This is a genomic window from Tychonema sp. LEGE 07196 (assembly GCF_963890365.1).
In the GTDB taxonomy this organism is placed as follows: Bacteria; Cyanobacteriota; Cyanobacteriia; order Cyanobacteriales; family Microcoleaceae; genus Microcoleus.
In genome coordinates, this window is record NZ_CAWPRX010000078.1 from 45,915 (window position 1) to 60,634 (window position 14,720).

Consider the following 14,720-nt stretch of genomic DNA (forward strand, 5'->3'; position numbering starts at 1 on the left):
CGGCTTCGCGAGCGTACAAGTTTGAGATTTGAGATTTCGTCCTACAAGTTTCAGATTTGAGATTTACTTGCCGGTGGGTGAATCAAAGGAGAGAGCACAAAAGTCTAAAGTTAGGATATCTGCATAACAAAAGTCAGGAGATTGTATCGGTTTTTGGGCGAGGTGAAGAAGATTTGATGAAGTTTATTGTAACGTCAAAGCTTCTATTTGATAATGTAAATAAAGAGTAAATCATTTTAAGATCGCGTACTTCTCCCAATTTTATCCAGTGGTGTGAAATATGAATCATAACTTTGAATCAGCAAAAAATCAGAATCAGCAACCGATGGGGGATTCACTCGGTGAAACTCCATCTAACAACAATTATTCCCAGGGCAATGTAACTACTATGATGCGCGATCGCTTTGAATTGCTGAGTGCCTACCTTGACGGCGAAGTGACGGCGACAGAACGCCGAGAAGTTGAAGAATTGCTGACAAATGACCCCGCGACGAAGCGTTTGTACTCGCGACTTTTGAGTATGCAGCGAAGTTTTAGCTCAATGCCGGTGCCGGCTGCGGAACAATCAGCACAGGATTTGGCGGCGAAGGTTTTGCAGCGGGTTGAACGCAAGACGAAACGAAATTGGGTTTTGGGTGGAGGTGCGATCGCAGCTTTGTTAATTGCGGCGGTGTCTGGTGTCGCTGGCGGCCGCCAATTGTTTGCTCCCCAGTTTGCGAAATCGCCCCTTCCTGCTGAATCTGACGGTTTGATTGTGGCTTTGAACGAGCCGGTAATGGAGATTGTTAATCCCAACGATTTGATGCTTGGGGTGAATGCGCCGGTGATGGATATTCCGAAAGTTGATGTAGGAAGCCCTCACAAGTCATTGCCAAAGGTTCAGTAGGATTGATTTGTTGAGCAATAATGAAAGTTATTAAGCTCCCTAAAAAACGGGGGCTTTTTGCTGTTTTTCGCGGTTTTTTAAGGTGGATTTATCCTTTGACAATCTCTGGGTTTTGATTGGCTAATTGCCTAATTTTGTGATTGATAGGGAAACCGCAGATCGAGACAGATGCAGCGCAGATAAATCTTAAGATTCTTGGCAAGTTTGGCAATTAAGCGCGATCGCGCTTTTGACGTATTTTTTCGATATGGGCGGGATGTATGCTTGACTAAATCTGTACTTGTCAACTTTCAAGTAATAAGAAAAATATTTTTTTGGGTGATGACTACTAATACTGCTCTCAAGATTCTCGTTGTGGATGATGACCCACCCATTCGCAATCTAGTTCATCGTTTTTTAAATCAGAAATATCAAGTAGATTCGGCAGCAGATGGCGAGACTGCTTTAGCATTGTTTGAGGAATTCAAGCCAATGCTAGTAGTTCTAGATTGGAATTTGCCGGATACTACGGGCTATCATCTTGGCCAGGAAATGCAGCGCCGTACTAATGTTTTTGTGGTCATGCTAAGCAGCCGCACAGACGAAGCTGATAAAATTCAAGCCCTGTCCGCCGGTGCTGATGATTATATCTGCAAACCATTTGGTCTGGCTGAATTAGCAATGCGGATCCAAGTTGTGTTGACACGGATGAGGTGTGTTACTCCATCTCGTATGGTATTCGATCAATTCGCGATCGATTCAGTGCGCCGAGAAGCAACACTAAACGACAAAATTATCACGTTAACAGCCTTGGAATTTAAGATATTGCATTTTTTGGCAAGTCATCCCGGTAAATCTTGGAGTCGCCAACAGCTAATCGAAAAAATCTGGGGTTGGAACTGCAACAGCACAGAAGAAGAGAAAATTGTTAGCGTACATATCGGTCAGATTCGCAAGAAAATGATTGAAGTTGATGCTACAGGATCGCAGTTTATTAAAACTATTCGGGGTTACGGTTACAGGTTCGAGCCGCCTTCGCCCACGGCAATGGCAATTTCCTCAGCTCATCGGCATTAACGCCTTATTTTGTGAAAAACCTATTTTCCCACGTCCCATCGGGCAGCCAGATGCCTCCTAGAGCACGGACGCGATCGGGTAGCATGCAGTAAGCCCAAGCCGTGCCTAGAGGTTTGAATTGTCGATCGCAGATTTCGATTTCCTGTCGCTGATATTCGTTTTCCGTCGGTTCTCGCAGCGGATTGTAGTCTTCTAGGCGGTCTAAATCGTCTAAAATGGCCGCATTGGCGAAACAAAGGAGAAAACCGCAGACGGTGCCTTCTCCGGCCACCATCGCAGGATAGCCGACCGGCAGCGCAAAAAGTTGACCGCGGGCGATCGCCGGACAAGCATCCACAACCTTTCCCTCGCAGTAGCGCCGGTAGTTGCACTCCCCCGGTTTGAGAGTACCGTAGACAAAGACTTTCATCGGGTAGGGCCTAACCGCTAGTTTTTGCTAACATATAGCAATCCTTGCAGGAGTCGTAAACTTTTTACCCCACCCCAACCCTCCCCTTGCCAAGGGGAGGGAGTAAGAAATTCACAAATGATTTAGGATTGCTATAGATGGCTAATGCTAATAGTTTAAGTCTCGCGGGCGATCGCGACGGCAATCTTGATAAATTTCGTTGTTTACCCTCTCTTATAATTCATGACTCTAACAGTTAGTTTTATTGCTTTTGGACTTCAGCCCTTGTACGTGAGCTCTTTTTTGCCAGACCTGCCCCTCGACAGCTTGTTTTCCACTCAAGGGATTATGGTGATGCTGCTGGCGGCCTATGCGGGGGCGATGTGGATGTTTCTCACCAGTGCTCCGAAGGTACACACGGTGATGGTATCGGATCTCGGACAAGCGAGGGAGTTTTATGAAGGTATGCTAAACCTGCCCGTAGCAGAAGTGCCGCTGCATTACTACTACAATTACGAGCAAACCTTGGGAACCACTGGTATCGACCCCCTGTATTTGTCGCCGAATGTCGGCAGGGGAACGAGCTCTCAAACGATGGGGAGTCCCGAAGGTTTGTGGTATCAGTTGATGAAAAATACTCAACTGCACATTATTAGCGGGGCCAGTGTAGGGGAAAAAAATCGCGAACGTCATGTTTGTTTCGATCGCGATTGTTTGGATCAGCTATTGATGAGAGTACAAACTCGCGGCATTAGTTATAAAATTCGTCGGGAAAAGCCGCTGAATTTTTTGGTCAAGGATTATGACGGCCGCGTGATTGAAATGGCCGAGGTTAGTAATTAGATATAGCCTTTCTCAGAAAGAGAGTCGGCGGTTGAAACCGCAGCTATACAAACGATGTCCGCCTCCGCGGACTGAAGAAAATAACGTAATTTTAACTGCCTGTCTTTAACCCGCGGAGGCGCGTGAGTGTCTGTGTCGCCGCGGTTTCCAACCGCCCGGTATTCAGGATTTCTAGTTTCTCAATTAATCTTGGCTTCAACGCTGGATTTTTCCGAGGCTGCTTTGATCTCTGCAACCGCCTTGCGACTGAAGATTTGGAAATACAAAGAAACAAAAAATTCTTTAACTGGGAAAACGATCAAAGTTAAAGGATTTATTGTGACAATGATATTGCGGACATCGGCTTTAGCTTGTTTGACAATTTGCTGCGCTACCCAGTCGGGAGACATAATGCCGATCGGGTTTAGATTGCTTTTAAACGGCCCTAAAATCAATTTGCGAACGATGCAGGGCGCGTCCAGCCTCCGCAAAGTGACTAAATCTCCCAAGGCGCGTTTGCTGAGTTCGTACAGCGGGCTGACAGCGGGAATCACTTCTGCTTCGGAAGTATTGATCCAGACTTCTTTGCAAGCGATATTTTCATTGGTTCGCACTGTTAAGAAAAAGATTTCCATCAGCCGCCACGCCGAAAAAGTGTTAATTTCGTATGAATTTGCGATCGCCTCTCCGGTTCTTTCTCCCTGTACGTTAATCCCGTGATTGATCACGAGAATATCGATTTTTTCTAACAATTGAGCTAAATCTGCCTCTGCGCCAGCGTGCCAAATTACAGTTTTTACAGGCAAAATCTCGCCGCCTACATTCAAAGTAATTTGCTCGTTTCCAGAGGATAGGGCGATAACTTTTGCACCAGCTTTGTGCAGGTGTTTGAGAAGCAAACGCCCTAAAGTTCCCGATGCACCGGTGACGGCTACAGTTTTGCCTTTAAGAGAAAGTGCTGTTCCCATAAGTTTATCTATTAAGGTGAAAGTACCGCAATAGTAAGCATTTTGATTGTCGAAGTGATGCCGCCAATGATAAGGTTTATTAACGAACCAGTTGCCGGGGGTAGTCTGGAATTCTCCTGGTTGGTGGGTGATGTCGGTTAATTCGTCTGCACCTTTAATGCCACACGCGCGGGCGATCGCGCTCAACAAAAAGCCTAAAGTATAAATACAACCGGCTGCTGCGCCCCAGTGATATGCCGGCATCACAAAATAAGCTAAAAGCCACAGCAACAAGCCCAAAACCATCATCGCCGCAGCTTCTGGCACATCGTGACGCCAGTGTGCTTGCTTGTAAATTGTCTCGCTGACAGCAGTCAAATTCGGGCGGAAAACGCGGTGATGCCAATTGTGCAGCTTTTGCAAAGGCGGCACATAATGAGACGCGACGTGATAAAAGTCTCGGACAATTTCTGCCCAAAACACAGAAGCTATTGCTACAGCGCCGACTATCCAGTAATTTACCATACTCGCAGAAGTTATAAATTTAAGATATTATATCATATCCGGTCATAAAAAAGGTTCGGTCGCGGTCGTTATCGGCGGACATGATATTAGATATTGTCTGTTTTAAAAGCAAGCTTAAAATTGCTTTTATTGCTAGTCTGGCAGTTGACTCAGGCGTTTTAAAATCTGCAAAACGCGGTACAATTCATTGCCGGGATTGGAAATAACAAATTCAGCCGATCGGGCATAGTGGGGAGTTTCCCCTCTGACTAATTTCACAAAAGAGAAGTTAGCACCTGTAGAAATCATCCCAAAAGTAGGAGTTTGGGGATTGGGATCTGCCAGCATATATGTCAGGAGTTGGGCAAGTGCTTCGTCAGTTGAAAACGAAAGTTGTTTGGATTCAATTACTGTCACCCACAAGTTTGCTTTCATGATTAGGATATCTATTCTGCCTTCGATGATTCTGCCTTCGTCTTCCTCTTGAATGAATCTCGATTTTTCGGCTTTGACTTGAAAAGGAGACTCAAACAGACCGGCAATAAACAAAATAGGGCTGACTATCGTGAGTTTGACTGCATTTTCCAATACAGGCGGGGAGTCTACCAAGTTGAAGTATATGTCTTGAACGCGATCGAGCAATTGTTTCTCGAAATCAGTTACTTCGGGCAAATTTTCTTGCCATTCTGGGAAAAAATCAGCTTTGCGAACTCGCTGCAATCCGAAGTTGTCGATTAAATAGCGGAGGTTGATGTGTCTTTCTTGAAGTTTTTGTACCATAAATTAATGGTATGAAGTCAGAGTAGAATATGATCTCAAATTTACTTGGGTTTCCGATCGCCATTTGGCTGTTTTTGGGCTGCTTGCATTTGCAGCAATTGCGGTATGGTGACAAAACTGTATCCCTGCTGTTTGAGTTTGGGAATAATTGCCGACACGGCCTCGACTGTTTGCTGGCGATCGCCCCCGCCGTCGTGCAACAATACGATCGCCCCCGATGTCGCTTGAGACAGCACAGTGCGGGTTATAGCAGCAGCCGGAGGTTGCAAAAAGTCTTTAGGGTCGATCGACCACATGACAACTACGTAATTTTTCTTTTTGGCATAATCTGCAAAACCGTTATTTAAACGGCCGCCGGGAGGACGAAACAACAAACTTTTTGCCCCACTCGATCGATAAATGTGCACCCCAGTATTATCAATTTCATCCGATGCTGTTTTCTCAGTCACATTGTGATACAAGTGATGCCATGTGTGATTGCCGATCGCATTTCCGGCTTTTACGACTTGCTTCGCAATTTCTGGATTTTCTCGCAAATTTGCACCCAAACAAAAAAATGTAGCTACCACATTATGTTTCTGCAAAACTGCTAATATTTTCAAAGTTTCCGCACTTGGCCCATCGTCAAATGTCAGGGCGATAACTTTGGAGTTGCTGATACTTGCTTTATAAACAATTTGGCTGCGAAATTGAGTCGGCGGTGCGAATACCAAAGGTTGTTCGGCGGGTTTCGGAGTCGGAGTTGTGGCGGGAGAAGGCTGTATTTGCGGTTTTGGCGGTTTCAGGAGATTGGGCGGGAAATTGTCAAAAGGGGGGATTTGGGCGAGGGAATTGGAATTACCAGTTTGTGGGTTTTCTGAAAGTAGTAAAATTAGGGCGATCGTTCCAATCAGTATAATACTTTTAATCGCTAATTTTTTAGTAAACTTGGTATTCATTAACTGTACTATTTGCTGTTAACGATATAACGATAGCTTACAACTTTGTCTAAAATTAGATAAAATCCAAGATAGCAACGCATCATCACAGGAGAAAAGCCATGATTGCTCCGGCAAATCTTAGCCGCATCACGATTCCCCCTCTGGAAAATGGCGATTTGCTTAGCCGCGCAGAATTCGAGCGGCGCTATACAGCCATGCCCGCACTCAAAAAAGCAGAATTGATTGAAGGAATTGTTTATATGGCTTCACCCTTACGCTTTGAACCCCACGCCGAGCCCCATGCCGATTTAATGGGCTGGCTGTGGACTTACAAAATTGCCACCCCGGGCGTGCGTTTGGGCGATAATCCCACCGTGCGTCTCGATGTGGATAACGAACCTCAACCCGATGCTGTACTGCTAATTGATGCCCAACGAGGCGGCCAAACTTGCCTTAGCGATGATGGCTATATTGAAGGTGCACCCGAATTTGTTGCCGAAATTTCTGCAAGTACCGCTACGATCGATCTGCGGGACAAAAAACGAGTTTACCGCCGCAATGGAGTCAAAGAATATCTGGTTTGGCAAGTCATGAATCGCCGGATAGATTGGTTTTCCTTGCAGGAAGAAGAATATATTTCTCTACTCCCCGATGCTGAAGAAATTATCCGCAGCCGAGTTTTTCCGGGGTTGTGGCTGGCAGTCTCAGCACTTATAGATGGGGATATGCCAAGTGCGATTTCAACTCTTCAAGCCGGATTAAACAGTGACGCACATCAAGAATTTGTCCAACAGTTAGCCACCAGCCAAAATCCCGTTTTGTAGAGACGCAATTCGCGCCGTCGCTATAAATAATTACGCTAAAAGCGACAAGTCTGCCGTGCCCTTTCATCCTCCGGTTCTTGCCAACCCCAAGAAAAATGACTCACCGCATTAATTTGCGGCGTTGCCGATCGAATTGCCTGCATTTGAATCTCCAAAGACGGCCGATTTTTCACAGATTTTCCCCAATCTCCGGCAATGGCAGGAATAATCTTTGCTCCCGGAGGCGCTAAACTCACTACCCGCTCCACCTGCGGCACAATACAGCTTACATTCCCGCAATTTCCGTAAGACATCGCATGGAATTCTACAGAAGCCGGAAAGCTGTCCCAAGGTTGCAATCTTGAATCATATCCCCCTTGATTTATTTTTTTATTTGCATCAGGAAAAAATACCGCTCCTACAGGAATTCCCAGGCTTTGAGCAGGCCGAGTTGCCACCCCAAAAAAATCTAAAATTCCTTGGACTGCGTGAGCAACGCTCAGTTGCCAGAGGTCTTTTTGTAGAATGCCCGTGTCGGGAAGCGGCGGTTTTGGTGTCGGTTTTGGTGTAGGAGTTGCAGTATTTGGCGATTTTGTGGCGGGAGTTTGTGAAGCTACTTTTGATGCGTCATTCTGTCTTCGAGAAGCGGGAGTTGCTACTGGTACAGCTTGCGGAATTCGCCCCTGCCACAGAGGTTCTCGCTCATTCGGATATTGTTTGACTACTGCTTGAACGTCATTAGTATTGATAAATCCTTTAGTCAAATATCGCTGAATTAAATCTCGCCCTTGCTGATTGTTAGCCCGCTGTAAAAGCATTTGCTGCGATGCGGGGCCGTAAATCCACAAGTCTTGAACTTTGGTAGCAACTGAAGCAGGCCCGAAGCCCCGTAGATAGCGAATGTAGTCGAATAACATTCCTTGCGGTCGGCGCTTGACTATTTGATTTACTAATAAAGTATAGTCTTGCCTCGCTTGCGTACTGTAGGGGTCGATAAAGGCTTGATTACCCGGAACTTCTCCGAAGTCGTCGTTAATTGTTGCGTCTTTAATTATTGTTAAACTTGTCTGGTTTTTGCCGTTTAATGCGAGGTTTTGCTGTCTGTCTGGACGCTGAGAATAGGTGTAGCCAAAGTTCATGGTAAACAACCAGGTGTATACTTTTAAACCTCGCTGTTTGCCTTTGGCGATCGCCTTTTCCAGCAAATCGTATTTTTCGTAGCCGGGATTTCTCAAAACCGAAGGCCAAACAGTCGGATTGTCTGCTACTGGAAGCAGCACTTGACCGTCGTAAAATGCTTCGATATAGACTTCATTGTAGCCTTTATTGACAATATTGTCTAATACTCGATCGACTTCTCCTGGCCTGACATCGCAGGGATACAAACGCAGCCAAACTGCTTGGGTTTGAGGCCAAGTTTTTTGGCGGCATTGTGCTATTTCCCGCGCGTGTTTGTTCAAAACGGCAAAATATGCTTGCTGGGATTCTGATTTTCCTGACAGGGCGGCGCGGCGCAAGTCTTCTTTTTGATTTACGTCTTCTTTGGATAATTGACAATAGGCTAATGTTTCGGCCAAGGCTGCTTTATTTTCGATAAATGGCCACACAAGTTGGCTGATGAAGCTAGTTGTTAAAACAGCAGTTACCGCACTTAAAAAGCGTCGCTGGTGTTGAAAGTTCGCGATGCGAGTTGGTGCAATTTTCATGGGATAGTTGAATCGGGTTTTCTAGTTTAAATTGGCTGGCGATCGCTGGATTTGCGATCGCCCAGACGCACATCTACAAATTTTCTACTTTTTTTCTCGTTAACTCCGCCCAAAAACGGGTACAAGCACCCTACTTATAGCATTTCTCAAAAATCGACTGACTTCAACCCTGCAAGCACAGGTAAAAATTTGTGAGATTGTCGATCCTTATTTATGGGTTGTCTATCGCGACGCATCCTACGGCTAAATCCAGCAAAAAAAACGCCTGGGTAAAGTCGGCGCTAAAAACAGTTGATATTTTTACTAAAAATTGTTAACACTCAAATGTTAAGGATGAAAGATGAATTATTAAAATCGATCTTTTATCCTTAAATTTTGAAATTAAGCCCCTCTCTTGAGAGCAGATTCTACTTGCTGAAATTCAATCTCTAGACGATTTTTCAACTTTTCAGGAACTGGACGATTTGGATAGGAACTATAATGTCCTGCTAAAGAGTTTAAGGCCGTCCGCATTGTCGTGAAAGATGTCAGCTTAGCAAGAGCGGGATCGCGGCGGTATGCAGCAGAAAAATCGTTGATACTTGTGCGAGCACCAGCTTGAGCGGCTGCTTTTTCCGGTGTGCCCTCTGGTAAAGTGAGCGCTGTTCTTAAGCTGCTGACTAATGCTAATGTGTCTTTGCTGTAGTCTCCACTCAGAGTGGCGGGAACATTGGTACAGCCAGCTACACCGATGACAACAACTAATACGAGGGCTAACAGACGGGAAATGTAATGCTTCATAAGGGTTAGAAAAAAGGAAGTGAAAGCGGCAATCAAATTTAACCTTTATCGTATCTCGAATTGAGCTAATAATGTCAAATAATGTCAAATTTTTATTATTTATTGCAGTAATACCATGAAAAGTAAAATTTGTCAATCTCACAGGGATTGATTTATGAATCTCCAATTTGAAATCAATCCGTCAATCAATCTCAAATCTAAAATCGATTGATTTGTCCAGAAGCAACGGAGAGAATTTGGGTTTGTCGCAGCCACTGACTGTCGAAAGCGCCTAAGTGAGTCGTCGTAATTAGAGTTTGAAATCGTTCTTGAATTGTTTCTAAAAGTTGATTTTGGCGGTTTAAATCGAGTTCTGCAAGTACGTCGTCTAGCAATAGTAAAGGTGCTTCGCCTACGACTTCTTCAATAAGCTGCAATTCGGCTAATTTTAATGCTAATACGAGAGTTCGCTGCTGGCCTTGGGATGCGTATTGACGAGCTGGGGTATTGTTAATTGTAAATATAATGTCGTCGCGGTGGGGGCCGACTAATGTGGTTCCTTGAAACTGTTCTGCGATCGCCCTTCTTTGAATTTTATCTAAAAATGCTTGCCGCACTCCTTCGAGATTGTCTTTACCAATTAATTCCGAGCTTACTTCAATATTAGCATCGTATTTCACATCTAAAACTTCTGCTGAACCGCTAATTGAACGGTGCCAATTGCGAGCTAATGGCATCAAACGCTCCAAAATTCGATCGCGCCTGCGGATCACGCGAGCGCCCGCTGTCGCCAACTGTGCATCCCACAAGGCTAATTCTGAAGTGGGAATGGGGGATTGGGAGTTGGGAATTGGCGAGTATTGAATATTTTCCGGTTCGGGATTTTCGAGTTGCAGAAATCGGTTTTTGTCAAAATTTTCGGAAAATTCGGCTTGTCTGATTGCTTTAGAACGTTTTAACAGAGCGTTGCGCTGGCGCAAAATTTGGTTGTACTGCTGCAAAATGTGAGCGTAAATCGGCTCTAATTGGATGACTAGCCGATCAATCCAATTGCGCCTTCCTTCGGGCCCGCCGCGCACTAAATCCAAATCCAAACAGGAAAATTGTACTACATTTAAGACGCTCAAAAAGTCTAAATGGCGGCGCAGCGGTTCGCCGTTGAGCTTCAGGCTGCGGCGCGCTCCCGAGCGGAGTGTTAAAGATAGGTCGATCGCTCCGGTTTGACGTTCTAGCGTAGCATCAATTTGGGCGATCGGCTTGGAGTCGAGGATTAAATCGCGATCGCGCGATACTCTGTGGCTTTTTAAGGTGGAAAGCAACTCTACAGCTTCTAACAAGTTAGATTTTCCTTGAGCGTTATTTCCTAATAAAATGGTTTTGGGAGCGTCAAACGTTACCTTTTGATCGAAGTAGTTCCGAAACTGCCGTAGGTGCAGCGTTTTCAAATACATAATATAATGACTGCTGACTGTTGACTGTTGACTGTTGACTGTTGACTGTTAGCTGTTGACTGTTAGCTGTTGACTGTTGACTGTTGACTGTTGACTGTTGACTGTTAAGAGGGCGGGCACGGGGGCACCGCCCCTACTGACTGTTGACTGTTAGCTGTTAGCTGTTGACTGTTGATAATCACCCTGCCAGAAAACTCTTTATTTTTCTTTTTATTTGTAAAACATAGTTTTTTCAGTCATTATAGCGAGGACTTTTGCTTTGATGCCGCGGTTTTTAACCCCTGCCGGATATCTGGCGGATGTTGAGAATAGCGCGAAATTATAGCCGTCTAACGAACAATGAAACATCAACCATCATCCGTTAGCGGTTAATATCGTTTCCGGTTGCCTCTGAATAATAAAATCGAGTCAACAGTCAACAGTTAACAGTTAACAGTCAACAGTTAACAGTCAACAGTTAACAATCACCTGACGGTGCAACCGGAATTGATATAACACTATTTACGAGTTTTGTTGTAAAAGCGCACGAACAGTTTTTCCATTTCAATCCAGACAAACATTAGGGCGCTGAAACCGAAGCAAACCATCAATTCAAAGGGCGATAAATAGTGAGTCCCGAAAAATTCTCTCAGCGGTGGAACGTAAATCAGCATTAATTGCAAAGCAGTAGTAACAATTACAGCTCCCCAAACAAAGATATTAGTGAAGGGATTTAACTCGATAGTTAGTCTAGTGTTAGAGCGAATGGCGATCGCGTGACCCATTTGCGCCAAACAAAGAGTTGTAAATACCATTGTTTTCCAAGCCTCTGGATTGCCGTGTCCGGGAGCGTGAGTATAGTCATAAGCCCATTTCATCATGGCGATCGTCAAAATTGCAAAAATAATCCCGATCCGAATTATGTAAGAACCCAAACCTCGCGCAAAAATACTTTCTCGTGGACTGAAAGGAGGCTTGTTCATCACGTTCGGTTCGGCCGGTTCCACGGCCAAAGCTAAAGCGGGAACGCCGTCTGTGACTAAGTTCATCCACAAAATTTGCAGCGGGGTCAGCGGTACTCCTCCCAAACCAATTAATGGTGCGGCCGCAATTGTCAAAACTTCGCCGATGTTGCTACCCAAAATGTACTTAATAAAGCGGCGAATGTTGGTATAAACAACTCGCCCTTCTTCAGCGGCGGCGACAATAGTGGCGAAGTTGTCGTCTAGCAGCACCATATCGCTAGCTTCTTTGCTGACATCGGTGCCGGTAATTCCCATTGCGATGCCGATATCGGCTTGTTTCAATGCGGGTGCGTCGTTAACGCCGTCGCCTGTCATGGCGACAAATTTGCCCCAACTTTGCAAAGCTTGGACTATTCGCAATTTGTGTTCGGGGGAAACGCGGGCGTAAACGCTAACCTGTTCGACTTGCTGTTTGAGTTCTTCTTGGCTGAGCTTTTCTAATTCTTGACCGGTGAGAACTCGATCGCCCTTTTGTGCAATACCTAAATCACTAGCAATTGCCTTTGCTGTCAACTGGTGGTCTCCTGTAATCATCACCACCCGAATCCCTGCATCGCGGCACTTCGCCACAGCCTCGCGCACTTCCGGGCGCGGGGCGTCTAGCATACTGACGAGTCCCAGCCAAATCATTTCTTGTTCGCTGGTTGCGTCAGAATCTTGGGGCGGCAGGTTTTCCCAAATTTTGTAGGCAAATCCGAGGACTCGCAAACCATCGCTTGCCATGTTGTTGTTTTCGGCGAGGATGCGATCGCGCATTTCCTGATTTAAAGGTTGTACTCGATCGCCGATTATGATGCCTTTACAGCGCTCCAAAGTCAACTCTGGAGAACCTTTGGTAAACATCAAATAATTCTGCTGCTGTCCGTTTTCTGCTGGAAATCCTGAATGTCCCGATCGGCCAGGTACTTGGCAAATCACGCTCATCCGCTTGCGTTCGGAAGAAAAAGGAAATTCGGCCGTGCGCTGCAGCAATTGACACTGTTTTTCCTTATAAATGCCTGCTTTTCCCGCTAAAGACAGCAGAGATCCTTCTGTGGGGTCGCCCAAAATCTTCCATTCTTGCTCTTCGTGCTGCAATACTGCGTCGTTGCAAACGGCACAGGCAATTAATAAAGATTCGAGTTCTGGATATTCTTCTAAATTATTAATTTGGGTCGAGGTATGGCGATCGGTAAAATCTCCGATCGGGGCATAGCCGGATCCTCCGATGCCGATCGTACAGTCGCCCGTAGAGACTCGCTGAACGACCATTTTATTTTGAGTCAGAGTACCTGTTTTGTCGGAACAAATGGTAGTCACTGAACCCAAAGTTTCTACAGCAGGAAGTTTGCGAATCAGGGCGTTTCGCTTCACCATCCGCCTAGTTCCGAGCGCCAAAGTAACTGTCACGACTGCTGCGAGTCCTTCGGGAACTACAGCCACAGCCATGCTGAGAGAAACTTCTAACAAATCTTCAAATCTGCTGGTATCTAACCCGATGCCGCCGTTGTTGAAGGTCATCATGCCGCCGATGACGACAACTACGACTAAGGCTAGGGCGCCGGAGACTAGAACATTTCCCAACTGTCCCATCCGCTGTTGCAGGGGAGTTGGTTCGCTTTCTACTGACTGAAGCATGGCGGCAATTTTGCCCAGTTCAGTCTGCATTCCGGTGTTGGTGACGATCGCCTTGGCGCGCCCCTGAACAACTTCTGTGCCCTGAAAAATTAGGTTTAGCCGATCGCCCAAGGAAGCATCTTCGGGAAGTTCTAGCTCAGCTTGCTTGGTAACTGCCATTGCTTCTCCCGTCAAAGCAGATTCTCTGACTTGCAGATTTGATGTTTCGATCAACCTGCCATCTGCTGCTATTTTTACCCCAGCCTCTAACAGCATCACGTCTCCGGGTACGAGTTCTTTGGCTGCTATTTCCAAAGTTTTGCCGTTCCGCAGGACTCTGACTAGGGGGGAAGCGAGGTTTTTGAGGGCTGCGAGGGCTTTTTCAGCACTTTGTTCTTGGAAATAGCCGAGAATGCCGTTGAGTATGACGATCGCAAAAATGGCGATCGCATCTTTGGGAAAATTATCCGACTTGATGTCTAAGAATCCAGAAACCACGGCCACACCCATCAGCATCAACAACATGATGTTGGTGAACTGATCGACAAAAATCGACCACGGACTGCGGCCTCCTGTTTCTTCGAGTTCGTTGGGGCCGTATTGCTGCAAGCGTTCTGACACCTGTTGGCTGCTCAAGCCAGCGTCTTTGTTGCTGCTTAGCTGCTGGAGGGTTTTGTCAATTGCTACGGTGTGCCAAGAAGAGGGAGAATTTAAAGAAGACATAAATTACGATCGAGCGTGGGGCATAAAGGTGGTTGCGGCCGGACAGTTACAGCCGATCGATACTGCATAGGTATTGGTTCGAGATAAGAAGCAGGAAGCTAGACACTTCTCTATCTCTGGTCTATCTCAGGCTCTCTCGATCTGTTGGTATATTTACCCAAAAATTGGGTTTAAAGCCCCGTCGTTCTACGACGGCTTTCCCAAAACTTGTGCTCTAATAACTTCAACAATCAAATAATTTGATTGTAGTCGCCATCGGGCATGGGGAGACTTGAAACGGACGGGGAGCGACAGTAAGACGACAATGGTCGCTCAGGTTGCGATGAACCGTCAAGAATCCCCCTCCTTTCTACGGCGGGGAGTATGTCAACGCTG

The 14,720-nt window shown here is 45.8% G+C and carries 12 protein-coding genes; 4 read left to right on the top strand and 8 right to left on the bottom strand.

Annotated features, from left to right (window positions below):
* Positions 1 to 280 precede the first annotated feature (280 nt).
* Together AACV78_RS09910 and AACV78_RS09915 are read left to right on the top strand one after the other, a co-directional pair.
* Positions 281 to 886, top strand: coding sequence for an anti-sigma factor family protein (locus AACV78_RS09910; protein ID WP_194012625.1), 606 nt, complete (start codon positions 281 to 283; stop codon positions 884 to 886).
* A 321-nt stretch (positions 887 to 1,207) separates the two neighbouring features.
* Entirely contained in the window at positions 1,208 to 1,942 is a 735-nt protein-coding gene (locus AACV78_RS09915; protein WP_194012626.1) for a response regulator transcription factor, read from the top strand.
* A gap of 4 nt (positions 1,943 to 1,946) precedes the next feature.
* On the opposite strand, the gene AACV78_RS09920 is transcribed toward AACV78_RS09915, so the two are convergent.
* Complete coding sequence (locus AACV78_RS09920; RefSeq protein ID WP_194012627.1) at positions 1,947 to 2,351, bottom strand: gamma-glutamylcyclotransferase family protein; 405 nt, start codon at positions 2,349 to 2,351, stop codon at positions 1,947 to 1,949.
* Between the two features lie 222 nt (positions 2,352 to 2,573).
* Between AACV78_RS09920 and AACV78_RS09925 the strand changes: the two genes are divergently transcribed.
* Positions 2,574 to 3,173, top strand: coding sequence for a VOC family protein (locus tag AACV78_RS09925; RefSeq protein WP_194009340.1), 600 nt, complete (start codon positions 2,574 to 2,576; stop codon positions 3,171 to 3,173).
* Between the two features lie 179 nt (positions 3,174 to 3,352).
* Here AACV78_RS09925 and AACV78_RS09930 read toward each other — a convergent pair whose 3' ends face one another.
* From AACV78_RS09930 to AACV78_RS09940, 3 genes are all read right to left on the bottom strand, one after another.
* Positions 3,353 to 4,624, bottom strand: a complete 1,272-nt coding sequence (locus tag AACV78_RS09930) for a bifunctional sterol desaturase/short chain dehydrogenase (RefSeq protein WP_194009339.1) — start codon at positions 4,622 to 4,624, stop codon at positions 3,353 to 3,355.
* Positions 4,625 to 4,756: 132 nt separating this feature from the next.
* On the bottom strand, positions 4,757 to 5,383 hold the full coding sequence (locus tag AACV78_RS09935) for a restriction endonuclease subunit R (RefSeq protein WP_194009338.1): 627 nt from the start codon (positions 5,381 to 5,383) through the stop codon (positions 4,757 to 4,759).
* Positions 5,384 to 5,424: 41 nt separating this feature from the next.
* Positions 5,425 to 6,321, bottom strand: coding sequence for a polysaccharide deacetylase family protein (locus tag AACV78_RS09940; protein ID WP_194009337.1), 897 nt, complete (start codon positions 6,319 to 6,321; stop codon positions 5,425 to 5,427).
* Between the two features lie 101 nt (positions 6,322 to 6,422).
* On the opposite strand from AACV78_RS09940, the gene AACV78_RS09945 reads away from it, so the two are divergent.
* A complete protein-coding gene (locus tag AACV78_RS09945; protein ID WP_194009336.1) occupies positions 6,423 to 7,127 on the top strand; it encodes a Uma2 family endonuclease in 705 nt (234 codons plus the stop codon).
* A 35-nt stretch (positions 7,128 to 7,162) separates the two neighbouring features.
* On the opposite strand, the gene AACV78_RS09950 is transcribed toward AACV78_RS09945, so the two are convergent.
* From AACV78_RS09950 to AACV78_RS09965, 4 genes are all read right to left on the bottom strand, one after another.
* Positions 7,163 to 8,812 carry a glycoside hydrolase family protein gene (locus AACV78_RS09950; RefSeq protein WP_194009335.1) on the bottom strand — a complete coding sequence of 550 codons (1,650 nt, stop codon included), beginning with the start codon at positions 8,810 to 8,812 and terminating at the stop codon, positions 7,163 to 7,165.
* A gap of 381 nt (positions 8,813 to 9,193) precedes the next feature.
* Entirely contained in the window at positions 9,194 to 9,592 is a 399-nt protein-coding gene (gene psb27 / locus AACV78_RS09955; protein ID WP_194009334.1) for a photosystem II protein Psb27, read from the bottom strand.
* Between the two features lie 197 nt (positions 9,593 to 9,789).
* Positions 9,790 to 11,022 (bottom strand): DNA replication/repair protein RecF, encoded by a 1,233-nt coding sequence (locus tag AACV78_RS09960; RefSeq protein ID WP_194009333.1) that lies wholly within the window; start codon positions 11,020 to 11,022, stop codon positions 9,790 to 9,792.
* Between the two features lie 497 nt (positions 11,023 to 11,519).
* Positions 11,520 to 14,345, bottom strand: a complete 2,826-nt coding sequence (locus tag AACV78_RS09965; protein ID WP_194074284.1) for a cation-translocating P-type ATPase — start codon at positions 14,343 to 14,345, stop codon at positions 11,520 to 11,522.
* Positions 14,346 to 14,720: the final 375 nt, after the last annotated feature.

What these genes read in the sequence shown, in the direction of transcription:
- AACV78_RS09910 (WP_194012625.1), top strand. Translation starts at nt 281, where the DNA reads ATGAATCATAACTTTGAATCAGCAAAAAATCAGAATCAGCAACCGATG.
- AACV78_RS09915 (WP_194012626.1), top strand. Translation starts at nt 1,208, where the DNA reads ATGACTACTAATACTGCTCTCAAGATTCTCGTTGTGGATGATGACCCA.
- AACV78_RS09920 (WP_194012627.1), bottom strand. Translation starts at nt 2,351, where the DNA reads ATGAAAGTCTTTGTCTACGGTACTCTCAAACCGGGGGAGTGCAACTAC.
- AACV78_RS09925 (WP_194009340.1), top strand. Translation starts at nt 2,574, where the DNA reads ATGACTCTAACAGTTAGTTTTATTGCTTTTGGACTTCAGCCCTTGTAC.
- AACV78_RS09930 (WP_194009339.1), bottom strand. Translation starts at nt 4,624, where the DNA reads ATGGTAAATTACTGGATAGTCGGCGCTGTAGCAATAGCTTCTGTGTTT.
- AACV78_RS09935 (WP_194009338.1), bottom strand. Translation starts at nt 5,383, where the DNA reads ATGGTACAAAAACTTCAAGAAAGACACATCAACCTCCGCTATTTAATC.
- AACV78_RS09940 (WP_194009337.1), bottom strand. Translation starts at nt 6,321, where the DNA reads ATGAATACCAAGTTTACTAAAAAATTAGCGATTAAAAGTATTATACTG.
- AACV78_RS09945 (WP_194009336.1), top strand. Translation starts at nt 6,423, where the DNA reads ATGATTGCTCCGGCAAATCTTAGCCGCATCACGATTCCCCCTCTGGAA.
- AACV78_RS09950 (WP_194009335.1), bottom strand. Translation starts at nt 8,812, where the DNA reads ATGAAAATTGCACCAACTCGCATCGCGAACTTTCAACACCAGCGACGC.
- psb27 (WP_194009334.1), bottom strand. Translation starts at nt 9,592, where the DNA reads ATGAAGCATTACATTTCCCGTCTGTTAGCCCTCGTATTAGTTGTTGTC.
- AACV78_RS09960 (WP_194009333.1), bottom strand. Translation starts at nt 11,022, where the DNA reads ATGTATTTGAAAACGCTGCACCTACGGCAGTTTCGGAACTACTTCGAT.
- AACV78_RS09965 (WP_194074284.1), bottom strand. Translation starts at nt 14,345, where the DNA reads ATGTCTTCTTTAAATTCTCCCTCTTCTTGGCACACCGTAGCAATTGAC.